Here is a 25,451-nt window from a genome sequence, read left to right as displayed (position 1 = left end):
TGAGAAGGCAAAATATACGGCATGCCTATAAATGCAAAGAAACGTCTGCTTTATAGGCAAACGTTCTTTATATCCAGAAGGTAATATATATGTTTGGTTTTGGTGTAATCATAATATATGTACAAGATAATGAAATGGAATGGACAAGGGCTGATTTTTTATCGAATTAATTTTTGGTCTGTTCTAAAAAATTCCTCCAAATAAAACTTAACCGATTGGGTACTCAAGTTAAACTGATGCATAGTCTAGAGTGTAGCCGAAAAGCCATAGTATTGCTTAGCACATAGACTTGTCAAAGACAGTCTCAATCACCCAAAGCCCCTAGTAGGGCTTTTTTTGTATATATTAATACTTTCCACTTAATAAAAGACTACACTTAAGCATGGGACAGTGAGACAACCTAGAAGAGGTTTTAAATGCAGATTTGCCCATCCCCTTTTTAGTATTTTACATATTTTATAGGTATCAGCTGAAAGGAGGTTGTGTATATGGATGGTGTAGGTTTCGCAGGTGGTGGAGGTTTCGCATTAGTAGTTGTATTGTTTATCCTGCTTATTATTATTGGAGCGTCCTTTGTTGGTGGTTTTGTTTAAAAAATAACCTATTCCTTATTGAAAGGAGGATGTATTATGTTTGGTTACGGTGGATTCGGTGGTTGTGGTTGCTCCGGATATGGCTATGGAGGTGGCTACGGAGGTGGATTTTGCGGAGGCAATCCATTCGTTTTAATCGTAGTATTATTTATCCTGTTAATTATCGTTGGAGCAACCTGTTTTTACTAATTTAAATTCTTGAAAAAAGTCTTATAAAAAGGCTTTTTTCTTTTTGCGTAAATTGTTAAATGCGAATATGGAATAAAAGGGAAATTAAGCAAGCCCTGCCCATAAAGTCATATTAGGCATATGTTATATAAACCGAAGCCGCCTGCCGCACCCAGGTGTGTTCTGCCTCCTTTTTGAAGAAGAAAAGTTCGGGATTTTCTTCTTCTTACATAAATTATGTAATTGTGTTAATAATGGGTTGGTCTTTTATTTTGAGTTAGATGCCTTTTGCATTCAAATTTAATTCAAAAATAATTAAATATTGAATGTTTTTATATTGCATTAATTTTGAATACAACTTGTCCGCATCATTCCTGTAATTTGTGAAGATTTGTATTTCAACTATCGGGTGCTTTTGTTCAACATCTTAATTATCAACAAGCAGAAAATATGCAAGTTTTTATTCATTTTTTGTATATTTCTGCTTTTATATTTAAAAAACATACTACCATAAACAGTATTTATTAATTCTCAATTTGCAAAACTATGTATTTTCTGAGCTTATATTAGGGCGGAGCACCATGAAGAAAATCGATTATTAATGTCCAAATCGTGTGGTGGACGCCCCCATTTGGACAACTTAAATATCAACGCTTTTTTTTAAACTAAAAAGTAGAAAAATTGATAAAGAGAGTGAATGAAATAAAAGGCTATCGAAAGTTTTTCGACAGCCTGACTGCCGTTGAGGGCAGTTTTAATTTATGATGGTAACATTTACATGTTTTCTTCCCCAATTGATTGCTTTTGTTTTTGAGGGGATAAACACATCGATATGATGGCCTTTAATTGCTCCGCCTGTATCTCCGGCAACAGCATAACCATACCCTTCCACGTAAACCTTTGAACCTAATGGAATTATATTCGGGTCAACCGAAATAACCTTTGCTTTCGGGTTTGCTTTTAGATTAATTCCAGTCGCTGTAATTCCGGAACAACCCTTACATTTTGCTGTGTAAGCAGTTGCTTTCACGCTAATTACCTTTGTTTTTTTCACTGCCCTTTTTTTCTTAACATACTTCATTTTTGATACATGCTTTTTCTTTTTCACATGTTTAGAAGCTATTTTATTAGAATCAATGGTCAGTTTTTCTCCAGGATGGATTAAACTTGAAGAAAGATGGTTTCTATTTTTTATTTTATGTACATTTGTCTTATGTACTTTTGCTATATCCCAAAGGGTATCTCCTTTTTTCACTGTAATCTCAGCTGCACTGACATTAGCACCTATAGTCCCTGAGAGTGCAGCTACTGCGAATAATGCTATTAATTTTTTAAACATTTTTTACCTCCCATGTTCTTTCGTTCGCTAACTAGTACCATAATAGCATGGAATTTTCTCATACAAAGAACAGGGAGATGTTAATTGTTTTACACAAAAACCAATTATATTACAATAGTATTTCAATGGTCAGAAAAAATATTTTTATTCGTATAATATACTTTTCAAATAAAAAATGGAGGTCAATACCTCCATTTTTACTACCAAATTAGCTTATTTTGGAAACAGAAACGGCGCAGGCCTTATATTCGGCCGTACCGGAAATAGGATCAAATTCATTTAAAGTTAATACATTGGTAGGAGTTTCACTCCAGTGAAAACTCATGAAGACTAGACCAGGTACCACTTGATCAGTTATTTTCGCCTTAACGTTTAATTCCCCCCTGCGGGAACGCACCTGAACCACTTCACCCTCTTCAATTGCTAAAGATTTCGCATCTTCCGGGTGAATATCCACCGTTTCTTCCGTCTGTTTTACCTTTACTCCTGCTGCATAATGACGTGTTTGCGAGTGTGTATTATAGGATTCATAGCGGCGACCAGTTGTGAGCATAAATGGATATTCCTCATCAGGAAGCTCTAATGGCTCTGTATAATCGACAGGGACAAACGGCGCTTTCTTACTTGGCTGCTTTTCTTGATGAAATCTTTCATGCATCACAAAAGTTCCTGGATGATCCTTATCTGGACATGGATAGTGGAGATTGTACTCTTTATCAAGTCGCTCATAAGAGATACCGCCATACATCTCCCAGGCAAGCTTCCTCACTTCATCCCAGATTTCCTCACTGCTGTTATATTTCATCGGGTAACCCATTATGGTAGACAGTTCACAAAGAATTTCCCAGTCTTCTTTCACGTTAGGGTGTGCCTCAACCGCTTTTCGAACTCGCTGAATACGTCTATCTGTATTTGTATAGGTTCCGTCCACTTCACCCCAAGAACGGGCTGGTAATACTACATCCGCAAGTTGTGCAGTTTCCGTTAAAAAGATATCTTGGACAACTAATAGATTAAGCTTTTCTAACAATGTTTTTGTATGATTCATATGCACATCTGCAAGGAGCGGATTTTCACCAATGACATATAGAGCCTTCAATGCACCGGTTTCAATCTTGTCAAATGTCCGTGTCTGGGTATCACCGGCGATTGGGTTCAACTTCACATTCCACTCTTCTTCATATCGAGCTCGATATTCCTCATTTGTAAGACTCATCGCCCCAGCCAATTGGTTTGGCAGGCAGCCCATATCCCCTGCACCTTGAACATTATTTTGCCCCCTAAGCGGCATAATGCCAGTACCTTCCCTGCCAATATTCCCGGTTAATAATGCTAGATTAGCAATATCAAAAACATTATTTACACCGCAATGGTGTTCCGTTATCCCAAGAGTATAGGCAATCATTGAACCACTTGAAGAAGCATATTCTCTTGCTGTTGCAACAATATCCGCCGCATTTACCCCGGTAATTTCGGATGCATATTCAGGTGTATAAGGTTCCACAAGTTTTTCGAGAGCATCAAAATCAAGCGTAAATTGCTGTATAAACTCAGCGTTATATAACCCTTCTTTTAAAATTACCCGAATAAGCGCATTTATAAGAACGATATCCGAACCGACATTGATTTGTAAATGACGATGAGCCACCTTTACCATATCAATTTTTCTTGGATCAATGACAATGATCTTTAAACCTGCCTTAGCTGCTTTTTTAATCCGATTCGCAATAATGGGATGAGCCTCAGTCGTGTTCGAACCCATCAATAGCAATACTTCTGCTTTATCAAAATCTTCAAGGGTATTAGTTGGGAAACCGCTTCCAAAAACTGTTGCCAGACCGGCAACGCTTGGGGCGTGTCACGTTCGGTTACAGCCGTCAATATTATTGCTCCCAATCACAGTCCTCATAAATTTTTGCGTAATAAAATTCGATTCATTCGTAGTCCGTGCACAGGCAAACATAGAAATCGCATTTGGACCCCACTCGGCTTTAATAGCTGCCAATTTCCTTGCGATAAAATGGTTCGCTTCATCCCATGTTGTTTCAACCAGTTTTCCTGCCTTGCGGATGAGCGGAGAGGTTAATCTATTTTTTGCATGAACATACTCATAGGCAAAAGCTCCCTTTACACAGGTTTGTCCTTTGTTTACAGGAGCCTCCTTGTCACCGCGAATTTTCATAATTTTGTTATCCTGGACCTCGAGCACTAAGCCACAGCCGGTTCCACAATAACCACAAATGGTTTTGACGAAAGATGTTTCACCCATTGCCTTCCCTCCTTTGTTTAAACAAAATTCCCTACTATCATCATATTAATCTATTCTTTCCATCATGTAGTTTTCTTTTTTTCAAAAAGTTTGTCTATTTTTCGAAAAATAAAAAAGGGAGAATACGTCTCCCTTTTCCTAGGCTGTTTTAGCCGGTAATAATATATTAAAGGTTGTGCCTTTATTTGGTTCGCTTTCAACAAACACTTTGCCATTATGACTTTCAATGATTTTAAAGCTGACCATTAATCCTAACCCGTTTCCATTTTTCTTTGTAGTGAAAAACGGTTCTCCCAGGTTCTTTAATTTCTCTTTTGGGATTCCAACACCCGTGTCTTGAATCGAAATTTGTACGTTACTCTCATGAATAAGCGTTTTTACATGCAGCTCCCCGCCATTCGGCATCGCTTCTATTCCATTTTTAATAAAGTTCAAAAAGACTTGCTTCAGACGGTTTTCATCGCATTCAATCTGAATAATTTCTTGATTGCATTCAAAATGCAGGTGGACGTTTTTCTTTCTTGCTTCAAATTCAAGCAAGGAGACAACATTTTTTATGACCGGAACCACATTCTTCTCCTCTAATTCAACCGCTTTTGGTTTCGCTAACACCATAAAATCCTCAACAATCGTGTTAACCCGTTCAATTTCATCAAGGATGATATTCAAAAACTCTAATCGTTCAGGGTCTTTTTCATCCAACTGTAGGAATTCCGCATACCCTCTCATAGATGTTAATGGATTTCGTATTTCATGGGCAACACCTGCAGCGAGCTGTCCGATAGCAGCAAGCTTATCCTGACGATGGAGGACCTCTTCCGTTCGTTTACGCTCGGTAATATCATTGCGAATTGCTAAATATTGATAAGGTTTACCCTGGTCATTCAAAAATGGAATGAGGGTTGTATCGACCCAATAATACGTGCCGTCCTTCGCCTTATTTCTTATTTCCCCTTTCCAAACATGTCCCTCGCCAATTGTTTTCCATAAATTTTTGAAAAACTCTTTAGAATGGAAACCAGAATTTAATATATTATGATCTTTTCCAATGATCTCCCCACGGCTATATTTTGAAATCTCACACAACTTATCATTCACACTGGTAATCTTACCTTGTGCATCCGTAAAAGCAACAATGGACGACTGGTCAAGGGCGAATTTAATATCTGTATTTTCCTTAACCGTTTGCTTTAAATGTTCTTCCGCTTTCTTTCTATCTGAAATATCGGTTCGAATCGCAACATATTGATAGGGTTTGCCTTTTTCGTTCAGGAACGGGACAATTGTTGTATCCACCCAGTAATGACTGCCATCCTTTGCCTGGTTACAAATTTCACCCTTCCAAACATTTCCCTGTCCAATTATTTTCCATAACTCTTTAAAAAATTCTTTTGAGTGATATCCAGAATTTAACATATGGTGATCCTGACCCAGTAATTCCTCGCGCTGATACTTAGAAATTTCACAAAATTTATCATTTGCGTACACAATGATTCCATGTTTATCCGTTATTGCGACAATTGTGGATGCATCAAGAGCCGATTTTATATCCTTTAAATTGGTATCAGATGCAGCCAGTTGTTTACTAATTAAGGTACTAGAGGCAATGAGTCCACCAATAATTAAAATGGATACAAATAAGACCAAATAAGTTAAAAATGTGCCTTCACCGCTTGAAGGCTTGATGATTTCAGTTGTAGAAAGAATTGTTGTTGCTCTTTTGATCAAGAAATGACCTTCAGCAATTGCACCTGCCATAATCACTGCACTAACCGGTTTCAGCCATACTTGATTCGCATGTGTATAGTTTTTTGATGAATATAAAATCCATAATGAAAACATAAAGGTACAAAAAATAAGGATCCCAGCAAAAATACATAGCGGAATATTATATTTTAGGGTCACATTCATTGCATAAAGACTAATGATGTGAGTAGCATAAACGGCAACCGTTAACAATAAGCCACCAATCATTATATGGAATAATTGAATTTTTTTACCAAAGAACGGAACAAATGCCATCCCTGTAAAAGCAATTCCAATAAAGATAGACAAAATGGTAAAGGGAATTTGATAACTTGCAAACCCACTGCTATCGGCCGAAATTAACCCCATAAAATTCATCACCCATATTCCAACTCCCAGAGTTACCGATCCCCCTAAAAATAAAAGTCGTTTATTGGGTTCTGATGATTTTATTAAGGTAAACATATCTAATGCTGTATAGGAAGCCATTATCGTTAAGCCAATGGCAATCATAATAAAAAAAGGATGAATCGCTCCAAGTACCATATTCATTAACGTGCATCCCTCCGTTCTCCATCATTACTAATATGATTGTAATGTAAAGCAATTTATTTAGGAAGTACTAAATAGAGAAAGGGAGGTATTTTTCTTATATCATTTCCTAAAAGCAGTGATTCATAAGGTAAAATAATCCATCCTAGAAACGGGACAAAAGAACTATTTTTAAAAAAATTAAAATTTTTCAAAAAAAAGTCTACACATTTTTTATTTTTTTGTTTATACTGTACTACAACAGATGAAATATTAATAAACTGTATTAAACAAAGGAGGAGATTTATAATGTTAATGAGTCCAGTTGAGTTTTTCCGTAATTTACCTAAGAAGGAATGTCCAGAGTGTGGCCAGCATATGGAGGAGCAAGCTGAATCCTACATGATGGAATGTGATCGCTGTCTTTCTAAAAAAGAGGAGTATTAATTTTTTGTCAACTCTGTAATACAACAGGGACTATTTTAATAATCTGTATATAACAAAGGAGGAGATTTAAATGTTAATGAGTCCGGTTGAATATTTCCGTAATTTGCCTAAGAAGGAATGTCCAGAATGTGGTCAGCATATGGAGGAACAAGCTGAATCCTACATGATGGAATGCGATCGCTGTTTATCTAAAAAAGAAGAATAGCCCTGACTCTCCAGGAATCTGGAGAGTTTTTAATTTGCAATTACTTCCTCCGCAGAAAAAGAATAAACCCATCCCCAGTTGCAAAACATGTAACAAAGGAGTTGAATGAAGTGGCAAAGGCAAAAAAAGAAGATTATCTTACAAATGCACCAAAGGAAGAACAAATAACAATTGAGAACGGATCCATTTTTCCAAATTTTAAAAATGTTGCCGGTGATTCCGTTGACCGTCATATGGAACTTATTGAAGCCAACATAGTTATAACCGGGGATGAAATCAAACAGCAGAATGAGAATCTGTAAAATGAAAAAAAGACTGTCATAGTACAGTGACAGTCTTTTCAAAACAGCTTATATTTTTGGTAGCTCTTTAATTTCTGACATCATTTCATTACCACACATAGGGCAAAGCAAATCGTCGGTTACAAAATCCTTTCGCATCCAGCCAATACAGGAGTCATCTATACATGAGTAAATTTCGGTATCCACGAGGATATTTTCAATTTCTTCTTCTTTTGCTCTTTTACCATAGAAAATGGGAACCGCCTCCTTTTTACTACTCCTAGTATGCACAAAAACCAATCTTTTCATTTCTAAAAATGGAATTATCTTTTTTCCATGAAAGGAGAAAACCCAATTGAGCACACATTCAAAAAAAATCACAGTTGTTGGAACCGATATCGAAGAGGTAAAAAGACTTAACAACCAATCCGGTCTTAGTTATAACGAAGTAAAAAGAATACTGGCAGAAAAATATCAAAAAAATAAACGAGGCTAAACAGTAGCCTCGTTTATGGAAAATAGATTTCAATTTTTTTATTTTCACCGTTTAATGAATAATAATTTTTAAAAATCGCTTCTTTTTTTAATATCATTCCTGTTAAAGAATCAATCCTAAATAGTGTCTTCGCATCTTTTATAAATAGGAGCGAATCATTTTCCAGATGAACAGAGTCAAACACAAATCCATCCCGATTAACTAATTCTTCGTCCACATACGTATTCACAACGACCTGCCGATGATGAAAATTCGTAATTTCCTTAGGCATCCAAAAGACTCCCTGCTGTTTATTTATATCATTATTTTCCTCCTTTTTTCGAAGTTTGACAAGAAGAAAAGGAATAGCCTTGAGGCTATTCCTTATTCTTTTTTTGTACGATCCGGCGCCATTGCAAGTGATTTTCTTGCCAAAACAGACCGGTAAACAACAAATTTTCGATTTAAGTATTCCAACGGCAGGCTCCACACATGGACCAGTCTGGTAAACGGCCATATTCCAAAGAGTAAAAATGCCGATACAACGTGAATTTTAAAGCCAAGCGGAATCCCAATCATTAACTCTGGTCTCGGGTTTAGATAAAGCAGTCCTCGAAACCATGGGCTAATCGTTTCCCGATATTCAAAACCAACCCCTCTTCCCGTATACCAAACCGTATTAAAAAATCCTGTAATAATCGTTATCGTTAATAAAATCAAAATTAGGATATCTCGAAAAGTGCTGTGAATATAGATTCGTTTTACCGTGAATCTGCGAACCATTAACAGCAAGATGCCGATAATCGTAAAAATACCGGCAATTCCGCCAATCCAGACAGCACCAAAATGATACATATGATCGGTAATTCCAACCGCCTCATAAAATCCTTTCGGAATCAACAATCCGGCAACATGTCCAAAAAAGACAAAGATAATCCCATAATGAAAGAGAATACTTCCCCATTTCAGCTGCCTCTTTTCAAGAAATTCACTTGATTTTGCCGACCAGCCAAACTGATCGACATTGTACCGGTAAATATGTCCGACCACAAACATGGTTAGCATAACAAAAGGGAATGAAACCCAGAAAAAGTTTTGAGAAAAGATCATTTGCCGCCCCCCTAAGATGCCTTTTGATTTGAAAGCATTTTTTCCATCAATTGCACACTTGCCTGTATTACCATTTGATAGGGACTATTTATCAACGATAATTCTTTTAAAAGCTGATGGATGGTTTTTCGATGAATCATCAGCATTTTTTGTACCGACTTTTCAGGAGCAATTGCACAAAATTCAAAAATTAACGGCAGAAAATCTGGAAGTTCATCACTCTCTAATGGAAATCCTGCCTCAAAATATTCCTGCTTTAATTTTACTAACGCCTTCCCGCGATCGGGGCTTTCCCCGAAGAGCGAATAGGTTAGATACAAGGTTGTCTTATCATTAAAATCAAATGTCTCGGAATACTGTGTACAAAGTTCAAAATAGGAATGGGCATTCAAGTGCCTAAGAAATTGTTTTAAAAGAAGTTTTATAAGCGGATTTTCAATCAAAGCTATTTCTTCTTTTAATCCGTTTTCCTCCATCCATTCTTTTTCCGGATGCTGTAATAATACAGAAGCAAGTCCAAATATTCGTTGTTCATCCCCCATTTATCTCACCCCAGTAATCGTCACCAAATTTATAGTCTTCCGACATGGAAGGATTGACAGAACAACCTGTGCATGCCTCCATAAAGTCAAATCCTGCAGTTCCTTGTGAAAGATACATGTTTGCTGCATCCTCACGATGCGATTTCGGTATCACATAACGGTCATCGTATTTGGCGATTGCCGCCAGCTGGTACATTTCGTGCATCGTCTCCTCCGTCATCCCGACGGCATCCAAAATGCTTTTTTCAGGCTGTTTCCCTAAATTAAGTGATCTCATATAGCTTCGCATTGCAACCATTTTCTTTAACACATTGCGAATCACTTCGGTATCCCCTGCAGTTAACATGTTTGCTAAATACTCAACTGGAATCCGAAGTTGGTCAATTTGCGGGAAAATCACATGCGGATTAACACCGTCAAGTCCGCCATCAAAGGCACTCATTACAGGGCTAAGCGGCGGAATATACCAAACCATTGGAAGCGTGCGATATTCCGGATGAAGCGGAAGGGCAATCCTTTGCTCAACTGCCAGCTTATAAACAGGTGAACGCTGGGCTGCTTCAATCCAATCGTCACGGTAGCCGGCTTTTTTAGCCTCCATTATAACCTCGGGGTCATTTGGATCTAAAAATATGCTTAACTGTGCCTCATATAAATCCTTCTCATTTGTAGCTGATGCCGCTTCCGCTACCTTGTCTAAATCATAAAAGACAATCCCAACATACCGGAGTCTTCCGACACAGGTTTCTGAACATACTGTCGGTAGTCCAGCTTCTATTCGTGGAAAACAAAATGTGCATTTTTCAGCCTTATGTGTTTTCCAATTAAAATATACCTTTTTATACGGACAGCCTGTTGTGCAAAAGCGCCAGCTGCGACAGGCATCTTGGTCAACGAGGACAATTCCATCCTCTTCCCGCTTATAAATCGCTCCGGAAGGGCATGATGAAACACAGGTTGGATTTAAACAATGCTCACAAATCCTTGGCAAATACATCATAAAGGTTTGTTCATATTCAAACTTTACTCTTTCCTCTATCCCTCTTACGTTTGGATCATTTTTACCCGTTTGATATACACCCGCTAAATCATCCTCCCAGTTTGGGCCCCATTTGATATCCATGTAATCCCCTGTTAGTTGGGATTTAGGGCGTGCCACTGGCTGATGATCCTTTTCAGGGCTGTTTATTAAATTTTCATAATCATATGTCCAGGGTTCATAATAGTCATCAATCATTGCTAAGTCAGGATTATGGAAAATATTTAACAGCTTCGTAACCCTTCCACCAGCTTTTAACTCAAGCTTCCCATTATTTAAGACCCAGCCGCCTTTATGCTTGTCTTGGTTTTCCCATTCCTTTGGATAGCCAACTCCCGGCTTTGTTTCAACATTATTCCACCACATATATTCAGCACCGGGACGATTTGTCCAAGTATTATTACAGGTAATACTGCAGGTATGGCAGCCAATGCATTTATCAAGGTTCATTACCATTCCAAATTGGGCCTTAATCCTCAAGCCAATCCACCTCATCTCGATCAAGTCTGCAAATAATCACTCGTTCATCCCGCTGGCTGCCGCATGGTCCATAATAATTAAAACCAAAGCTAAGCTGTGCATATCCGCCAATCACATGTGTAGGCTTCATTTGCAGCCTTGTTGGACTGTTAAATGTACCGCCGCGTTCTTTTGTAATCGGTGAACCGGGTACATTGATATGACGCTCCTGAACATGGTACATGAAAGCAACACCTTTTGGCAGTCTGTGGGTAACGACTGCTCTAGCTACAACCACACCATTGCGGTTATATATTTGCAGCCAGTCATTATCCGCAATCCCTGCCTCTTCTGCATCTGAGCGGTTCAACCAAACATGCGGTCCGCCTCTGAAAAGGGTAAGCATCGGTAATGTATCACCATAGGTGCTATGGAAAGACCACTTGAAATGGGGTGTTAAATAACGTAAATTAATTTCTTTTCCCATTCCCGTAGGTTTTCGGTCTTTCGTCTGAAAAGCTACTTTACGAAGCGGAGCTTTGAAAGCAGGAAATTCTTCACCAAACTCCAACATCATTTCATGGTCAATATAAAAATGCTGCCTGCCTGAAAGGGTGCGCCAAGGAATTAATCGCTCCACATTGGTAGTAAATGGCGAATACCGGCGTCCTCCCGTTTCAGTTCCACTGAAAACAGGTGTTGAAATAACCTGACGGGGCTGAGCAGTAATTTCGTTAAAAGAAAAATGCTCTTCCGCTCTTTCCTCGGCTAGGTCTTTTAATTTTTGCCCGGATTTTTTCTCCAATGCATCCCAAGCCTTCATGGCAAGTGAACCGTTAGTTGAGCTTGATAAAGATAGAATTACCTCAGAAGCATCGCGGGCGGTATAAAGACTTGGACAGTCCTTATAATCCTTTGTTTTATTTGCCTTGCCGAGAATTTCTTTTAATTTTTCATATTCCTCTTTTGCATTCCAGCCGATTCCTTTTGCTCCGATTTGATCTTTTACTATTGGTCCTAAAGAAATAAATTTATCAAAGATCTTTGAATAATCCCGTTCCACAACGTGTAAACGCGGGAAGTTTTGTCCTGGGATCGGCTCCTGTTCACCGTTTAACCAATCAGGGATTTTACCGAATGTACAAGCGTCCGATATTTCATCACGAGAGTCATGCAGCAGCGGAGTCGCCACTACATCCTGTACTGGACCGGTAAAATATTTTTCTGCCATCGATGAAAAGGTTTTAGCCAGCAATCTGAAAGTATCCCAATCTGATTTGGATTCCCATGGCGCAGCAATGGCCGGATTAAACGGATGAATAAACGGATGCATATCTGTGCTGCTGATATCGTATTTTTCATACCATGTGGCTGCTGGCAGGATAATATCAGAATATAGCCCTGTACCTGCCATCCGGAAATCCATATTAATCATTAAATCCAGCTTACCTTCCGCAGAAGGTCCGCTCCATTCGATTTCCTCTGTTTTTAATTCTGTATTTTGTTCGCTCAAGTTCCCATGATGGGTTCCTAGCATATATCTTAAAAAGTATTCATGTCCTTTTGAGGAGCTTCCGATTAAATTCCCCCGCCATACGAACATGACCTTAGGAAATGCTTTAGGATCTTCAGGATTTTGGATGGCAAATTTTGTTTTTCCCTGTTTTACATCATCGACAATGGATTGAACGATTTTGCTTTTGTCTGATGCTTGCGTTTGCTTAACCAAATCAATTGGGTTTTTATCAAACTGCGGGTAGGCAGGTGTCCAGCCCAGTCTTGTCCCAAGAGAATAATAGTCTCCTGAATGCTTATAACGCGGTTCTTTTACAAGCGGAGAGACTTGATCTTCCACGGACTGGTCATCGTATTTCCATTGTTCGGTCACAAAATAAAAGAACGGGGTTGCCGCATGCAGTCTTGGAGGTCCCCCCCAATCCCTTGCCATGGCGATCGTCTGCCAGCCTTCAAGCGGGCGGACCTTTTCCTGCCCGACATAGTGCGCCCAACCGCCGCCGTTAACCCCTTCGCATCCGGTTAATAAAACAAGGTTTAAGACGGTTCGGTATGTGGCATCCGCATGATACCATTGGTTTATTCCTGACCCCATAATGACCATGGAGCGCCCTTTCGACTCAATGGCGTTTTGAGCAAATTCCCTGGCAATTTGAGCGGCAAGCTTCCGGTCAACACCAGTCAAAGCCTCTTGCCATGCAGGAGTATAAGGTTTTGGATCATCGTAATCCTTCGGAAAATCCCCTTCAAGCCCGCGTGAAATACCAAACTTTGAAAGCATTAAATCCAACACAGTTGTTACATAGAAGGTTTCTCCATTTTCAGTGATTTCCTTGACGGGAACCGCGCGGATAAACGTTTCTCTCCTCTCAACTTCAAAGTGAGGAAATTTAACCATCATCACTTTATCTTCATTACCTAACAATGTCAGCAATGGCTTTAGGTTTGTTAGGTCTTGTTCGGTATCATTTAAATGCAAATTCCAGTTTCCATTATCCTCCCAGCGATGGCCGATCGTACCGTTTGGGAAAGCCGGTTTGTTTGTTGTTTGATCCCATACAACCGTTTTCCATTCTCCGTTTGAAATAGAATTGTCTAATTCACTCGCACGTAAAAAGGTACTAGAAACAAAGTGTTCTCCATGTGGTTTTAACTTTACTAGGTAAGGAAGATCCGTGAATTTTTTTGCATAGTCATAGAAATATTCTGTTTGTTGATCAACATAGAATTCCTTTAAAATGACATGAGTCATGGCCATACCTAAGGCCCCGTCCATTCCTGCTTGTACAGGGAGCCAGTTATCAGCAAATTTTACATATTCAGCATAATCCGGGCTGACAGCAACCACCTTTGTTCCCCGATATCTTGCTTCCACCATAAAATGGGCATCAGGTGTCCTAGTCTGAGGAATATTTGAACCCCAAACTAACAGATAGGAAGAATTAAACCAATCAGAGCTTTCCGGGACATCGGTCTGCTCTCCCCAAACTTGCGGTGATGCAGGCGGCAAGTCCGCATACCAATCATAAAAACTTAATAATGAGCCGCCAAGAAGCGATAAAAAGCGACCGCCGCCAGCATAGCTAACCATGGACATCGCCGGAATCGGGGAAAAACCAAAGATACGATCAGGACCAAATTCTTTAATCGAATGGACGAGTGCGGCACAAATCAATTCACTTACCTCATCCCATGTGGAACGGACTAATCCACCCTTTCCTCTTGCCTGCTTATACCTTTTTGTCTTCTCCGGATTTGAAGTAATTTCCCGCCACGCTGCTACAGGATCATTTGTAACAGCCAATTCTTCACGCCACATTTTTAATAAACTGCCGCGTACATAAGGGTAACGAACTCTAAGGGGGCTATATGTATACCACGAAAAACTGGCTCCCCTTGGGCATCCTCTCGGCTCATATTCCGGCATATTTGGACCTGTCGACGGATAATCGGTCTGCTGGGTTTCCCAAGCGATAATTCCATCCTTCACATGGACCTTCCAGCTGCAAGAACCTGTACAATTTACCCCATGTGTGGTTCGAACCGTTTTATCATGCTGCCATCTTCGGCGATAAATCTTTTCCGAATCACGATCCATTGGATTTAATACAGCATGTTCTGCTATATCAGAGGATTTTCCAAAAAATCTCAATTTCTTCATAAACGGAGTACGTTTACGCTCCAAGTGTTTCACCTTCCCAAATTCATTTTAGTAAATATAGTCCCCTATAAATTGACAATCTATGCTATTAAATGTCCTGGGTCGCAATCTTACTAGGTTTAAATTAGGGGGTATTGGATATGACTTGAATAATAGATTTAATGTAAAAGGAGAAAGAAAATGTCCGGTCCATCTTTAAGAAAAAAACACTCCCATCATTCCATCCATGACGGAATTTATACAGAAGCAAGAGATTTAACAGTAGTCCTAAAAGAACTGGTAAAAGAAGGTGAAAATGATAAAATAAAAGAAGTAGCTGAGGCATTGATCGAACATTGGGAAACAAGGACACTTGCCCATGCCCAATCAGAGGAAGAAGGTTTTTTTGTTGAAAAACTAAAAGAACAACCCGAATTAAACGAAACCATTATTAAATTAAAACGCGATCATCAATTATTAGAATTAATTGTGGCAATGATTAAAGAAAAAATGAAACAAAACGGAATGACTGTGGAGATGACTCGTTATTTCGATGCATTACTTGTCCTATTTGAACTTCATAATCTTGAAGAAGAAAAATATCTATTCACTGAAGAATAGTCAAAAAGCTGGAACAGGGTTCCAGCTTTTAATCGTTGTCATTGCGGCCCGTTGAAAATTGAGTCTTCGATATCGCATATTCAATTTGGAATGGATTATCAATAATGGGAGAGAACTCTGGCAGAAATTTTTAAAGAAATATAGGAATAAGATACGGCAGGATACAGGATGTCAGAATCGCAGCGATTCCCATCGCCGCACCTGCTACCGCCCCTTGAATTTCCCCTTCCTTAACTGCCTCAGCGGTTCCAATCCCGTGAGCAATCGTCCCAATCGACAAACCCCTAGCAAAAGGATGATCAATCTTGAACAAGTTTAATAATTTCGGACCAAACATTGCACCAATTATCCCAGTAATAATGACAAATGCAACGATAAGCGGCAGGTTCCCATTTAAAATTTTTCCAATCTCTGTTGCCACCGGTACAGTTACAGATTTAATACTTAACGCAAGCAGAATCGTTTTTGAAAAGTGGAAGGCTTTTGCTAAAATAAGGGCAAATCCGATTGTCAAAACCGTACCGGTGATAAGCCCGATTAATGCAGCACTAAAATATTTGAATAAAAGATGCCCGTTTTTATAAATAGGTACAGCGAGGGCAACTGTAGCCGGGCCAAGCAAAAAAGTCATGATATTTTTCGCGGGAGTATATTCATCATAAGTTATATGTAGTCCAAGTAAAATGGCAATGATCAAAATTGTACTTAAAAATACAGGGCTGGTTAATGGTGTTGGAAACTTTCCTGCTAATAGAAGTGTCATTTTATAGATAAACAGCGTTAAAAGGATACTAACTAGCGTGATCATGATAATCTACTGCCTTTTCTTTTTTCTTAATGACAGCCTGAGTTATTTTCCCGGCGGCTAATAGACCAATGAACGCACTGATTATTAGAATTAGAAGGAAAAATAAACCCTTATGAAGCAAATTAGGACCTAGAGTCATTAAACCAACGGAAATAGGGATGAAAAAGAATCCTAAATGCTTTAAAAGCCAGCTGGCGACCAGTTCAATCTGATCAATTTTTATGATTTTTAGCCAAAGCATAACTAATAGAAACATCAACCCCATTACGTTCCCTGGGATTTTTAAATGAGAAAAATGGACAGTCCAATTTCCGATTTGATAAATCAAAACTAAGATAAACAATTGCCAGGAAATTTTCCAAACCTTTTTCATCCAATGAACCCCCACTTCATTTTTATTTAGTATAAAGGATAATCGTTTGAACTTCATATCCTTTGTTCACAAATTATCCATATCATTTTTAAAAAAACTTCTTTATCTTATTGATAGGAGGGGTTACAAAATGAAAAAAATCTACCTTATTTGCACTCTAGCTGTATTCGTTGGGATCGCTGCTGGAATTGCTTTTTTTCTGATTCGTGATGCAAATGCAACTATACCGTCAAATATTACCTTAATTAATCAAAATGGGGATTCATACAAATTTGGAAAGAACGATTCAAAACTAAAGCTTGTGGAATTTATTTATACTCATTGTCCGGATATATGTCCGACCACTACTCAAAAAATGAAAGTTTTAAAACAAGAATTAGAGAAAAGTGGTGTTTTTGGCAAGGAGATCGAATTCCTTACCATCACCATTGATCCTTACCGCGATACTCCTGAGGTATTAAAAGGTTATATGAAAGGATTCGGAATCAGCAATAATCAAAATTGGATGTTTTTAACAGGGGATAAACAGTACATGAAAAGAGACCAGAAAAATATTAAAGAAATCGCTACCTCTTTGCAATTTCAATATAAGGACCCAGGTAACGGGCAATTCATCCATACGACTTTCACTTATTTAGTGGACAAAAATAATAAATTTATCGCCAAATTCCCAATGGGGAAAAAATTCGACAAAAAAGAAGTGTATGAAAAAATCATGAAAAAAATTAAGTAGAATGGCCTTTTATTTAAAAAAAGCGGTTAGTCCATTGGATTAACCGCTTTTTTCAACCTATTTAATTCACCGATGAAGGATATCTTTTAATTTGCTGCAAGGATAAAAGGTAATTGGACTTTGGTTTTGTAAGACTCACTTTAATACCAGCTTTTTTTAATTTATTCACGAATTCAGTAAGCTGCTTTTTTGCCATACTTCTCACCTTCTTTAAATGCATCATACGTTCATTCTACAACAAAAATATGAATAAAGTGTTAAAACACGAAAAAAATTTTAGAAATTTTTTCATGTTGTTGAGAACCCTTCCTTACACTGGGAATGACTAATAGTTTCGTTCTCTCCGTTATTAGTGATATAATAAATAGATATTTTGTTTTGGAGGATTTTAACTATGATTACTGTTAGTAATGTAAGCTTACGATATGGAGACCGAAAACTTTTTGAAGATGTCAATATCAAATTTACTCCTGGAAACTGCTATGGTTTGATTGGGGCAAATGGGGCCGGAAAATCTACATTTTTAAAAATACTTTCCGGTGAAATCGAATCTCAAACCGGGACCGTTTCACTTGGACCAAATGAGCGGATGGCAGTATTAAAACAGAACCATTTTGAGTATGAAGAATATGAAGTTTTAAAAACTGTTATTATGGGTCATGCGAGACTGTATGAAGTAATGCAGGAAAAGGATGCCATCTACATGAAAGAAAATTTCACCGATGAAGATGGAATGAAGGCTGCTGAACTTGAAGGTGAATTTGCCGAGTTGAACGGTTGGGAGGCTGAACCAGAAGCCGCTATTCTCTTAAAAGGTCTTGGGATTGAAGAAGACCTGCATTATAAAACAATGGCAGAATTGACAGGATCTGAGAAGGTAAAAGTACTTCTTGCACAGGCACTGTTTGGCCGACCTGATGTACTGCTATTGGATGAGCCTACTAACCACTTAGATATTAAAGCGATTGGGTGGCTCGAAGATTTCTTAATTAACTTTGAGAATACCGTTATTGTCGTTTCCCATGACCGTCATTTTCTAAATAAGGTTTGTACCCATATCGCTGACTTAGATTTCAGTAAAATCCAAATCTATGTTGGGAACTATGATTTCTGGTATGAATCGAGCCAATTAGCATCAAGGATGGCTTCTGACGCCAACAAGAAGAAGGAAGAAAAAATTAAGGAGCTGCAAAGCTTCATTGCCCGCTTTAGTGCAAATGCTTCCAAATCCAAGCAGGCTACTTCCCGTAAAAAACTATTAGACAAAATTACGTTAGATGATATTAAGCCATCTTCACGCCGGTATCCATTTGTCGGTTTTACACCGGAACGTGAAATTGGAAATGATCTTTTAAGAGTTGAAGGCATAACTAAAACGATTGATGGTGTAAAGGTTCTTGATAATATCAGCTTCTTTATGAATAAAGGAGACAAAATTGCACTTGTTGGAACAAACGAGATTGCAAAAACCACTTTGTTTAAGATTTTAATGGGTGAAATGGAACCCGATAGCGGTTCCTTTAAATGGGGAATTACAACAAGTCAGGCTTATTTTCCAAAGGATAACTCCGAGTTCTTTGAGAACAGTGAATTAAATCTTGTGGAATGGCTCCGTCAGTTTTCACCTAAAGATGAAAGCGAAAGCTTTTTACGGGGCTTTTTAGGAAGAATGCTATTTTCCGGTGAAGAAGTATTGAAAAAAGCTAGCGTACTTTCAGGTGGTGAAAAGGTTCGCTGTATGCTTTCGAAAATGATGCTAAATGGTGCGAACGTTTTACTGTTGGATGAGCCTACAAACCATCTAGATTTGGAATCCATTACTGCATTAAATGATGGATTAATCAATTTTAAGGGATCACTCCTGTTTTCTTCCCATGACCATCAGTTTATTCAAACCATTGCCAATCGAATCTTTGAATTGACACCAAAAGGATTGGTTGATAAGCAAATGACATATGATGAATATCTTGAAAATGCTGATATTCAAAAGCAAGTTGCTGAAATGTACCAATAAGTAAAAAGCGGGCACGCAAACGTGCCTGCTTTTTTTCTGTCTAGCTCCAGTAGTGCCTAAGGGCTTTTTTTCCTACGACGGGATGATGGCTCAGACCTCGTTCCTGTTTCCGTATTGGTCGTCCCTTGTCCTTCAACCTGAGAAGAATTAAGCCCTATCGTCGAAGCATCTTTTTTACGCTTTCCCATATGAACACCTCCCATTATATTTTTTGGAAAAATATCGGTACTTATGCGGAATAATTCAGGAAAACTTAGGCAAGATAATGTACAGAGGAGGTGTTTTGTATGGCAAAGATTGGTGTAGAACAATCTCTTACAAATATTCAACAGGCACTAAGGGAAAAAGGGTATGATGTTGTTGAATTGAAGCAGGAATCAGATGCGCAGAATTGTGATTGCTGTGTTGTTACTGGTATGGATTCTAACGTTATGGGAATGCAAGATACCTATACAAAAGGATCGGTCATTGATGCCAATGGAATGTCCGCTGACGAAGTATGCCAACAGGTGGAAAGCAGGCTTCAATAGTTATCTTAAAAGACTAAAGGTTGAAAACCTTAGTCTTTTTTCATATCTTCTTCTCTTTTGGGGTTAATATTTACTTTTAGTCCGGAATTATTATTTTGCTTTTTCATTTTCTCCTTTCTGATGGGTTCCTCTTCTTCTCCCTCATTTAAGTTCGGTGTAAATTCACTTCCGTACGTGGCACCAATATTTAATTTACCCTTCAGTTCCTTAATTCCTAACTGGCCAAAATTATTATTCAGCTCATATTTATCTAAAATGATTTTTTCAATATTAATTTTTTCAATGATGATTGGCGGCTCCTTATGATTTACGCTTTTTTCTTGAATGCCCGATTCTTGTTCCTGAATCGCCAATAAAGTTTTTTTTAACTCTTCTATTTCAATTTCTAAGGAAGTCAGTTTCTTTTTCAAGTTTTTTTCATAATCATTATTACTGAAAATAACGAATAAATCTTTTAATGACATGTTTGTGAACGCTCCCTTATTTTATACCTTACTTATATATATGGGTGGTTTAAATTAAACATGTCCAAATAAAGAATAGGAGCCATTTTCTAGTCAATCGGGATCATTTCTCCTTTCTCCATTTTCCGTTGATAGCTGACAAATAAAATGCCGTTCCAAAACTTTGCATTTATTTCACTTGGACTAATTTGATCCGGAAGTTTAATCTGCCGCTTAAACTCACCATAAAACCTTTCCGAATAGGCTATTTTTAAATTGGGATGGATAGGGAGTGCTGTCCCTTTAATGGTAAGAATATCCCCGTTAAGACCTAATTCAATATTTTCTTTCCTGACACCAGGGAGCTCAATCAATACCATTACTTCCTCTTCCCCTTCCAAAATATCAATCGATGGAAAATTACGAGAGTTTTTATCCTCACGTATATTTTTTTCTCCATTTTCGTAACTTGGTGATTTATATGAAGGATCATTCATAAATTGTTTCGCAAAATCCTGTTCAAATATATTTTTCCAGAAATCCCCGCCATGCATATTTTGAGCGACTTCCAGCCATTGTTTTAATTTATCCATATCCATCTATTTACACACCTCCTTCATCTCTTGCCCCGTTCATGCGGGATAAACCTCAAGAACAATGCATATATTTAACCACAAGCATAAGGAGGAGATAACATGCCGGCTCCGGTTCCGTATATTAATATAAATATATTTATGATTAAAATTAATTCCTTTGAAAATGCATCTGCTGTAAATATCGGGCAAAATCTTTTGGCTGAATGGCATAATTCAGACAAAAAAAATCAAGGATATGGGCAGAACTTTGGTGATAAAAGTGACTTTTTTGGGAATAGAAGTTTTGTAGACGACCGGGATCAAATTGACTCCCCAAGTTCATTTGAAACCATTGCCAATCCTTTTCCATGCAGGGAGGAATAATCGCAAAACAAATATGTAGTTTTTCTTTGAGGATTCTCTCTGATTAGATATAATGAATACAGTACAATTACTCTTTCTACTATGAGTATTTAAAAAGTAAGACAACGAGAACTGTATTCGAAAAATTAGGCTTTAATGTATTGGATTGATGAGTTTGTTTCCAAATGATTTTTGGTCCCCCATTTCTTTATCGATAAAAATAGCATCGATTTCCGTCGTTATTGTTTTTATATTCGGGATTATTTTTGCAAGATTATTCTCACTTTGGGCATTTAAAGGGAGAGCATTTCTTGAAACCATACTAATGCTTCCCATTGTCCTACCGCCAACTGTAATTGGCTTTTTACTCATCTTCTTTTTCGGAAGAAATAGCCCTGTTGGTGTTTTAATTGAAGAAATTTTTCATCAATCGATCATGTTTACTACATGGGCAGCTGTGATTGCTTCAACCATTGTTGCATTTCCACTAATGTTCCAAACGGTAAAATTAGGGTTTCAGTCGGTTGATAAAGATATTGAAGAGGCAGCAAGAGTCGACGGTGCAAATGAAATAAAGGTGTTTTTATTTGTCACTCTTCCCTTATCAGGTAAATCCATGGTTACAGGCTTGATTTTAAGCTTTGCCAGAGCCCTAGGAGAATTTGGGGCCACCCTTATGTTCGCCGGTAATATACCCGGTAAGACCCAAACAGCCCCTACCGCAATTTATGTAGCAATGGATTCAGGGAATATGTCACTCGCTTGGATGTTAGTCCTATCCATGATTGTCATTTCTTTTTTAATGCTTTTCGTAACGAATTACTCTGCAAAACAAAAGCCATGAACAGCTGCCGCTGTCCATGGCTTTTTCTTTTAAGTGAAGCTACTGTCTTTTTTTCGAAATTAATAAGGTTATTTGCGCCATTGTAAACGGCAGCGAGGATTTTCTTCGATAGGCAAGGTATTTGGGCTCCCAAATATTTGTATATTTCTCTTTAAATTTTCGCAGTCCCTGGAAGTGATAAATAAAATGCCCATGATAGAAAATTTGTGCCGCAATTTTTTCACTTAAAGAGGCAAATCTGGACATTCCCACATTTGCGAGCGGCGCCATTCCCATGTTAAAACGCTCATATCCCTGTTCTTTCGCCCAATCAATTAAAGAAAGAATAAGAAAATCAATCAACCCGGACTGTGTATTCGGTTTCACCCTCATTAAATCAATGGAAACCGTGTTTTGCTCGTCATATACCTGCATAATCGTGATAAAACCAAGAATTTGATTATTTTCATCCTTAACAAGTGCGATGGGTCCTTTATTTAAATAAGCACGATCAAAAAACCCAACAGAAAACCCTTTTTCGTTTCTGCCTTGAAGCCAGTCGTTTGATATTTCGTTTAATACATTTAATAAATCTTCAGAAAAAGGCGGATGTATGATTTCAAACTGATAGTCCTCGCGCATAAATTTATTTCGTAAGGATCGTAAATCCTTCATATTATTTTCTGAAAGTGAAAAGGTATTAAGGTTAACGTTCGCTTCCTCACCTAATTTAAAAAAGGCATAACCGCTGCCGTATAGTAATGGCAGAATATCATCGCTCACCTGATAGAAAACAGGTGTGAAACCATGCAAATCTGAAATTTCCTGAAATTCCTCAATTGCGCTTGATAACTCTCTTTTTTCTCCGATAGGATCGCCTAGAATGACAAGCTTATCTGCATATTGTTGAAAAGAAATCAGGACATTCCTTTTGCTGTTCCAAAAAATATACTTATCATGGAGAAAAATTAAATGGGACAAAACCTTCGCCTTATATTTTGTTAAATGAGTGATAATATCTCGTTCTTGACTTTTTGATTTCTCAAATTTCCAATTTTTCGGCTTACTGCTTAAATAACCAAAAACAAGGATTAAAAATGCGATGATCAAACCTATGAAAGCACTATTGAATAAGTCATGGTAATCAACGATTACATATGGTAAAAACCTTCTTGGCATTTCTAATTTGGCTGAAGGTAAATTTAAATAACCAATTAAAATATACATCGAGGTAATAATTAAAATCAATGTGACATCAAATAAGGTTTTCCCCCATGTAAGAACATAGCTTTCACGGTAAAATTGCCCCTTTGCCATTCTTAAAAGAAGTGCAACAATAATTAAAAAAATCGCTTCCTCATAATCAATTCCTTTAAAAATAGAGAATAACGCCGCAAGAATTAGCACGAACATGGTTAATTCATATGTTCTCTTGACACTATACTCAATGCCTCTTGATAATCCTAATAAAAGGAAACCTGCGGCAACTGAGAGCTGATGCGAGACATTAATAATCGGAAATGAGAGAATCTCCTGTGCAATCCTAAGCCGCGACATAATACCCGGGACACTTGCGGATAAAAGCAGAATCAATCCTGAGAGAAATACCATCATGGTTAATACCATATGGCTGAATCCCTGAACAATCAATTTTGGCAAATTGCTCCAGGTTTTGTTCCATTTTTCCCAATACATTTTGACAAAGAGAACAATACTGACTAAAAACGGTAAAATATAATACCCAAATCGATAAAATAAAAGGAGTACAATCACTTTTTCCTGCGGAATATGTAAATCCTGCATTCCCCAAATAAATACTAAATCAAATGAGCCCAGCCCCCCAGGAATCATACTAATGATTCCTGCACAAGCAGCAATAATATACACCGGGAAAAGCTGCTCAAAAGAAATCGAAATCCCAAAAAGGTGACTTAAAATCCAGATGGCCAGAAAAACGGCAAACCATTCGACAACGGAAACAATAATTAATTTTACCGAAGAATGAATGGTTATTAGGGATGGACTGTCCTTTTTGTTTTTTATAATATGTATGAAAAGGAATATCGGTAAATATAATCCAACGCCAAGGACTGCAAAAAACAGCCATTTCGCATCCCTAAACAATGGAAAGTGATGATAGAATAGCGTAACAAACCACGATAGAACTGAAATTCCAGTTAAATAAAAAAGGGAAACAGTTGCGATTCCCCCTAACAGCTTTCGCTTATCCTGTTCGAGACTATGAAAAAAATAGGTTCTTAGCATCGCCCCGATAATACCACCAAATCCAATTAAGTTGGAAAATGAATTGGCGATAAAGGATTGTTCTAAAAGCTCCTTTTTAGGTACCTTTAATCGAAGAATTCGAACCAACAGGACATCGTAAAGCATCATTGGAAGCACGGCCGCAAACGTTATGGCCAGGATAAGAAATAGCATGCTGATATGTAATTTATGCAATTCATTCTCAAGTAATTGTCCGTTCACATTTCCTGTAAATTTCTTTATTTCAACAATGGCAAAAATCAATAAAAACAGTGGAAAGATAAATTTTGCTGATTTTAATAATTTTTCTTTTTTAATCCCCAACAAGATGACCACCTATTTTTTCTCTACTAGTTTCAATATAAACTTTTCCAAAGGAAAAAGAAAACAATTTTTTTGATTGACATTGCTTAATCCTATTTTAGACAGTTTATTGAGTCCCCAACCGTTTAGAATGATTTGCTTTAAAAGTTTTTAAAAAAAGACAAGTTTTCTAGCCTTTCCCCATAAACATTTATTAGGACAAATCTGTGGGGGGTTATAGAAATGAGATTTTTAGTATTTAAGAAAGAAACTTTGTTATTCTTCTTAGCAGTTGGCTTTGTTCTCGTAACAATCTCTGCCTGGTTTATATTAAAGGCAGGCGATACAGCTGTATTTAACCAGCAGGCAAATGAAAAAATTCGTGAAATCCATATGGTTACCGTTGAATATAAGTCACAAACAAGGGATGGTAAAGAATTAGAGGCCTACCGCTGGGATCCCGGTCAAATTATCTTAGAAAAAGGAGAAAAAGCGAAGTTATATATAAATGGTATAAATGGTGAAGAACATCCTTTTTATATTGAGGGGACCAGTATCAAAGGCACCGTTAAAAAGGGAGAAGAGACAGTGGTTCCACTTCAATTTGATAACGAAGGAACTTACCACTTAATTTGTGAAGTCCATTCAGACAAGGCACATCATGGACCAATGATCGCTGATATTGTCGTTGATTAAAGAGCAGGAGATTATTCCTGCTTTTTCTCTTTAATATTGCCTCCT

The 25,451-nt window shown here is 37.7% G+C and carries 30 protein-coding genes; 13 read left to right on the top strand and 17 right to left on the bottom strand.

The features are described from left to right. Positions 1–488 precede the first annotated feature (488 nt). Positions 489–593: a YjcZ family sporulation protein gene (locus tag J2Y67_RS03590; protein WP_310170658.1), complete on the top strand. Its 105-nt coding sequence runs from the start codon at positions 489–491 to the stop codon at positions 591–593. A 36-nt stretch (positions 594–629) separates the two neighbouring features. After that, positions 630–782, top strand: a complete 153-nt coding sequence (locus tag J2Y67_RS03585) for a YjcZ family sporulation protein (RefSeq protein ID WP_310170655.1) — start codon at positions 630–632, stop codon at positions 780–782. Positions 783–1,515: 733 nt separating this feature from the next. On the opposite strand, the gene J2Y67_RS03580 is transcribed toward J2Y67_RS03585, so the two are convergent. The 3 genes from J2Y67_RS03580 to J2Y67_RS03565 form a co-directional block, all read right to left on the bottom strand. Further along, positions 1,516–2,100: a 3D domain-containing protein gene (locus J2Y67_RS03580; protein ID WP_310170653.1), complete on the bottom strand. Its 585-nt coding sequence runs from the start codon at positions 2,098–2,100 to the stop codon at positions 1,516–1,518. 208 nt (positions 2,101–2,308) lie between these two features. Next, complete coding sequence (gene fdhF, locus J2Y67_RS03570; protein WP_396954034.1) at positions 2,309–4,369, bottom strand: formate dehydrogenase subunit alpha; 2,061 nt, start codon at positions 4,367–4,369, stop codon at positions 2,309–2,311. Between the two features lie 138 nt (positions 4,370–4,507). Then, positions 4,508–6,667, bottom strand: coding sequence for a PAS domain-containing protein (locus tag J2Y67_RS03565; RefSeq protein WP_310170650.1), 2,160 nt, complete (start codon positions 6,665–6,667; stop codon positions 4,508–4,510). Positions 6,668–6,955: 288 nt separating this feature from the next. Here J2Y67_RS03565 and yhfH (J2Y67_RS03560) point away from each other — a divergent pair, with 288 nt between their 5' ends. The 3 genes from yhfH (J2Y67_RS03560) (at position 6,956) to J2Y67_RS03550 (ending at position 7,600) form a co-directional block, all read left to right on the top strand. Then, positions 6,956–7,093 (top strand): protein YhfH, encoded by a 138-nt coding sequence (gene yhfH / locus J2Y67_RS03560; protein ID WP_310170649.1) that lies wholly within the window; start codon positions 6,956–6,958, stop codon positions 7,091–7,093. Positions 7,094–7,163: 70 nt separating this feature from the next. Next, positions 7,164–7,298 (top strand): protein YhfH, encoded by a 135-nt coding sequence (gene yhfH, locus J2Y67_RS03555; RefSeq protein ID WP_310170647.1) that lies wholly within the window; start codon positions 7,164–7,166, stop codon positions 7,296–7,298. A gap of 110 nt (positions 7,299–7,408) precedes the next feature. Beyond that, positions 7,409–7,600 (top strand): hypothetical protein, encoded by a 192-nt coding sequence (locus tag J2Y67_RS03550; protein ID WP_310170645.1) that lies wholly within the window; start codon positions 7,409–7,411, stop codon positions 7,598–7,600. 48 nt (positions 7,601–7,648) lie between these two features. On the opposite strand, the gene J2Y67_RS03545 is transcribed toward J2Y67_RS03550, so the two are convergent. Next, complete coding sequence (locus J2Y67_RS03545; protein WP_310170643.1) at positions 7,649–7,888, bottom strand: cold-inducible protein YdjO-related protein; 240 nt, start codon at positions 7,886–7,888, stop codon at positions 7,649–7,651. Between the two features lie 46 nt (positions 7,889–7,934). Between J2Y67_RS03545 and J2Y67_RS03540 the strand changes: the two genes are divergently transcribed. Continuing rightward, positions 7,935–8,075 carry a hypothetical protein gene (locus tag J2Y67_RS03540; protein WP_310170641.1) on the top strand — a complete coding sequence of 47 codons (141 nt, stop codon included), beginning with the start codon at positions 7,935–7,937 and terminating at the stop codon, positions 8,073–8,075. 13 nt (positions 8,076–8,088) lie between these two features. Here J2Y67_RS03540 and J2Y67_RS03535 read toward each other — a convergent pair whose 3' ends face one another. The 5 genes from J2Y67_RS03535 to J2Y67_RS03515 form a co-directional block, all read right to left on the bottom strand. Continuing rightward, positions 8,089–8,346: a hypothetical protein gene (locus tag J2Y67_RS03535; protein ID WP_310170638.1), complete on the bottom strand. Its 258-nt coding sequence runs from the start codon at positions 8,344–8,346 to the stop codon at positions 8,089–8,091. 92 nt (positions 8,347–8,438) lie between these two features. Then, positions 8,439–9,164, bottom strand: a complete 726-nt coding sequence (gene narI, locus J2Y67_RS03530; protein WP_310170637.1) for a respiratory nitrate reductase subunit gamma — start codon at positions 9,162–9,164, stop codon at positions 8,439–8,441. Between the two features lie 11 nt (positions 9,165–9,175). Beyond that, positions 9,176–9,706, bottom strand: coding sequence for a nitrate reductase molybdenum cofactor assembly chaperone (gene narJ / locus J2Y67_RS03525; protein ID WP_310170636.1), 531 nt, complete (start codon positions 9,704–9,706; stop codon positions 9,176–9,178). Next, entirely contained in the window at positions 9,696–11,225 is a 1,530-nt protein-coding gene (gene narH / locus J2Y67_RS03520; protein WP_310170635.1) for a nitrate reductase subunit beta, read from the bottom strand. The genes narJ and narH overlap by 11 nt, the downstream gene beginning before the upstream one ends. Next, a complete protein-coding gene (locus tag J2Y67_RS03515) occupies positions 11,215–14,904 on the bottom strand; it encodes a nitrate reductase subunit alpha (protein ID WP_310170633.1) in 3,690 nt (1,229 codons plus the stop codon). Before J2Y67_RS03515 ends, narH begins: the two co-directional genes overlap by 11 nt. Before the next feature lie 156 nt (positions 14,905–15,060). Here J2Y67_RS03515 and J2Y67_RS03510 point away from each other — a divergent pair, with 156 nt between their 5' ends. Beyond that, entirely contained in the window at positions 15,061–15,480 is a 420-nt protein-coding gene (locus J2Y67_RS03510) for a hemerythrin domain-containing protein (protein WP_310170631.1), read from the top strand. A gap of 130 nt (positions 15,481–15,610) precedes the next feature. Here J2Y67_RS03510 and J2Y67_RS03505 read toward each other — a convergent pair whose 3' ends face one another. Beyond that, positions 15,611–16,288: an LrgB family protein gene (locus J2Y67_RS03505; RefSeq protein ID WP_310170629.1), complete on the bottom strand. Its 678-nt coding sequence runs from the start codon at positions 16,286–16,288 to the stop codon at positions 15,611–15,613. Beyond that, on the bottom strand, positions 16,272–16,661 hold the full coding sequence (locus J2Y67_RS03500; protein WP_310170628.1) for a CidA/LrgA family protein: 390 nt from the start codon (positions 16,659–16,661) through the stop codon (positions 16,272–16,274). The genes J2Y67_RS03505 and J2Y67_RS03500 overlap by 17 nt, the downstream gene beginning before the upstream one ends. 130 nt (positions 16,662–16,791) lie before the next feature. Here J2Y67_RS03500 and J2Y67_RS03495 point away from each other — a divergent pair, with 130 nt between their 5' ends. Beyond that, positions 16,792–17,394, top strand: a complete 603-nt coding sequence (locus J2Y67_RS03495; RefSeq protein WP_310170626.1) for an SCO family protein — start codon at positions 16,792–16,794, stop codon at positions 17,392–17,394. A 61-nt stretch (positions 17,395–17,455) separates the two neighbouring features. Here J2Y67_RS03495 and J2Y67_RS03490 read toward each other — a convergent pair whose 3' ends face one another. After that, positions 17,456–17,590 (bottom strand): hypothetical protein, encoded by a 135-nt coding sequence (locus tag J2Y67_RS03490; protein ID WP_256218458.1) that lies wholly within the window; start codon positions 17,588–17,590, stop codon positions 17,456–17,458. A gap of 198 nt (positions 17,591–17,788) precedes the next feature. Between J2Y67_RS03490 and J2Y67_RS03485 the strand changes: the two genes are divergently transcribed. Beyond that, positions 17,789–19,408, top strand: coding sequence for an ABC-F family ATP-binding cassette domain-containing protein (locus tag J2Y67_RS03485; RefSeq protein WP_310170623.1), 1,620 nt, complete (start codon positions 17,789–17,791; stop codon positions 19,406–19,408). Between the two features lie 56 nt (positions 19,409–19,464). Here J2Y67_RS03485 and J2Y67_RS03480 read toward each other — a convergent pair whose 3' ends face one another. After that, positions 19,465–19,596: a YuzL family protein gene (locus J2Y67_RS03480; RefSeq protein WP_133337996.1), complete on the bottom strand. Its 132-nt coding sequence runs from the start codon at positions 19,594–19,596 to the stop codon at positions 19,465–19,467. A gap of 99 nt (positions 19,597–19,695) precedes the next feature. Here J2Y67_RS03480 and J2Y67_RS03475 point away from each other — a divergent pair, with 99 nt between their 5' ends. Then, the gene (locus tag J2Y67_RS03475) at positions 19,696–19,938 is read left to right on the top strand and encodes a YkuS family protein (protein WP_133337998.1); all 243 of its coding nucleotides are present in this window, start codon (positions 19,696–19,698) and stop codon (positions 19,936–19,938) included. A 29-nt stretch (positions 19,939–19,967) separates the two neighbouring features. On the opposite strand, the gene J2Y67_RS03470 is transcribed toward J2Y67_RS03475, so the two are convergent. Next, a complete protein-coding gene (locus J2Y67_RS03470) occupies positions 19,968–20,402 on the bottom strand; it encodes a hypothetical protein (protein WP_310170616.1) in 435 nt (144 codons plus the stop codon). Between the two features lie 89 nt (positions 20,403–20,491). Further along, the gene (locus tag J2Y67_RS03465; RefSeq protein WP_310170613.1) at positions 20,492–20,980 is read right to left on the bottom strand and encodes an Hsp20/alpha crystallin family protein; all 489 of its coding nucleotides are present in this window, start codon (positions 20,978–20,980) and stop codon (positions 20,492–20,494) included. Between the two features lie 96 nt (positions 20,981–21,076). Between J2Y67_RS03465 and J2Y67_RS03460 the strand changes: the two genes are divergently transcribed. Next, a complete protein-coding gene (locus J2Y67_RS03460) occupies positions 21,077–21,340 on the top strand; it encodes a hypothetical protein (RefSeq protein WP_310170610.1) in 264 nt (87 codons plus the stop codon). A gap of 132 nt (positions 21,341–21,472) precedes the next feature. On the opposite strand, the gene J2Y67_RS03455 is transcribed toward J2Y67_RS03460, so the two are convergent. Next, complete coding sequence (locus J2Y67_RS03455; protein ID WP_310171195.1) at positions 21,473–21,640, bottom strand: hypothetical protein; 168 nt, start codon at positions 21,638–21,640, stop codon at positions 21,473–21,475. Here J2Y67_RS03455 and modB point away from each other — a divergent pair. Beyond that, positions 21,561–22,163, top strand: a complete 603-nt coding sequence (modB, locus tag J2Y67_RS03450) for a molybdate ABC transporter permease subunit (RefSeq protein ID WP_310171167.1) — start codon at positions 21,561–21,563, stop codon at positions 22,161–22,163. The two genes, J2Y67_RS03455 and modB, sit on opposite strands and share 80 nt — an antisense overlap. A 39-nt stretch (positions 22,164–22,202) precedes the next feature. On the opposite strand, the gene mprF is transcribed toward modB, so the two are convergent. After that, entirely contained in the window at positions 22,203–24,731 is a 2,529-nt protein-coding gene (gene mprF / locus J2Y67_RS03445) for a bifunctional lysylphosphatidylglycerol flippase/synthetase MprF (protein ID WP_310170607.1), read from the bottom strand. Positions 24,732–24,953: 222 nt separating this feature from the next. Between mprF and J2Y67_RS03440 the strand changes: the two genes are divergently transcribed. After that, positions 24,954–25,406: a cupredoxin domain-containing protein gene (locus J2Y67_RS03440; RefSeq protein ID WP_310170605.1), complete on the top strand. Its 453-nt coding sequence runs from the start codon at positions 24,954–24,956 to the stop codon at positions 25,404–25,406. Positions 25,407–25,451: the final 45 nt, after the last annotated feature.

Origin of the sequence: Neobacillus niacini, from assembly GCF_031456445.1 — a bacterium.
Classification (GTDB): domain Bacteria; phylum Bacillota; class Bacilli; order Bacillales; family Cytobacillaceae; genus Neobacillus; species Neobacillus niacini_I.
This window is presented reverse-complemented; position numbering and strand designations above follow the sequence as displayed.

Bases quoted from the DNA above. Each gene is read 5' to 3' on its own strand.
- J2Y67_RS03505 (WP_310170629.1), bottom strand. From the start codon at position 16,288: ATGATCACGCTAGTTAGTATCCTTTTAACGCTGTTTATCTATAAAATG.
- J2Y67_RS03535 (WP_310170638.1), bottom strand. From the start codon at position 8,346: ATGCCTAAGGAAATTACGAATTTTCATCATCGGCAGGTCGTTGTGAAT.
- J2Y67_RS03495 (WP_310170626.1), top strand. From the start codon at position 16,792: ATGAAAAAAATCTACCTTATTTGCACTCTAGCTGTATTCGTTGGGATC.
- J2Y67_RS03590 (WP_310170658.1), top strand. From the start codon at position 489: ATGGATGGTGTAGGTTTCGCAGGTGGTGGAGGTTTCGCATTAGTAGTT.
- J2Y67_RS03470 (WP_310170616.1), bottom strand. From the start codon at position 20,402: ATGTCATTAAAAGATTTATTCGTTATTTTCAGTAATAATGATTATGAA.
- J2Y67_RS03465 (WP_310170613.1), bottom strand. From the start codon at position 20,980: ATGGATATGGATAAATTAAAACAATGGCTGGAAGTCGCTCAAAATATG.
- J2Y67_RS03485 (WP_310170623.1), top strand. From the start codon at position 17,789: ATGATTACTGTTAGTAATGTAAGCTTACGATATGGAGACCGAAAACTT.
- J2Y67_RS03480 (WP_133337996.1), bottom strand. From the start codon at position 19,596: ATGGGAAAGCGTAAAAAAGATGCTTCGACGATAGGGCTTAATTCTTCT.
- yhfH (WP_310170647.1), top strand. From the start codon at position 7,164: ATGTTAATGAGTCCGGTTGAATATTTCCGTAATTTGCCTAAGAAGGAA.
- narJ (WP_310170636.1), bottom strand. From the start codon at position 9,706: ATGGGGGATGAACAACGAATATTTGGACTTGCTTCTGTATTATTACAG.
- J2Y67_RS03585 (WP_310170655.1), top strand. From the start codon at position 630: ATGTTTGGTTACGGTGGATTCGGTGGTTGTGGTTGCTCCGGATATGGC.
- J2Y67_RS03455 (WP_310171195.1), bottom strand. From the start codon at position 21,640: ATGGTTTCAAGAAATGCTCTCCCTTTAAATGCCCAAAGTGAGAATAAT.
- J2Y67_RS03460 (WP_310170610.1), top strand. From the start codon at position 21,077: ATGCCGGCTCCGGTTCCGTATATTAATATAAATATATTTATGATTAAA.
- J2Y67_RS03490 (WP_256218458.1), bottom strand. From the start codon at position 17,590: ATGGCAAAAAAGCAGCTTACTGAATTCGTGAATAAATTAAAAAAAGCT.
- J2Y67_RS03475 (WP_133337998.1), top strand. From the start codon at position 19,696: ATGGCAAAGATTGGTGTAGAACAATCTCTTACAAATATTCAACAGGCA.
- yhfH (WP_310170649.1), top strand. From the start codon at position 6,956: ATGTTAATGAGTCCAGTTGAGTTTTTCCGTAATTTACCTAAGAAGGAA.
- J2Y67_RS03440 (WP_310170605.1), top strand. From the start codon at position 24,954: ATGAGATTTTTAGTATTTAAGAAAGAAACTTTGTTATTCTTCTTAGCA.
- J2Y67_RS03565 (WP_310170650.1), bottom strand. From the start codon at position 6,667: ATGAATATGGTACTTGGAGCGATTCATCCTTTTTTTATTATGATTGCC.
- J2Y67_RS03545 (WP_310170643.1), bottom strand. From the start codon at position 7,888: ATGAAAAGATTGGTTTTTGTGCATACTAGGAGTAGTAAAAAGGAGGCG.
- J2Y67_RS03580 (WP_310170653.1), bottom strand. From the start codon at position 2,100: ATGTTTAAAAAATTAATAGCATTATTCGCAGTAGCTGCACTCTCAGGG.
- J2Y67_RS03510 (WP_310170631.1), top strand. From the start codon at position 15,061: ATGTCCGGTCCATCTTTAAGAAAAAAACACTCCCATCATTCCATCCAT.
- J2Y67_RS03500 (WP_310170628.1), bottom strand. From the start codon at position 16,661: ATGAAAAAGGTTTGGAAAATTTCCTGGCAATTGTTTATCTTAGTTTTG.
- narI (WP_310170637.1), bottom strand. From the start codon at position 9,164: ATGATCTTTTCTCAAAACTTTTTCTGGGTTTCATTCCCTTTTGTTATG.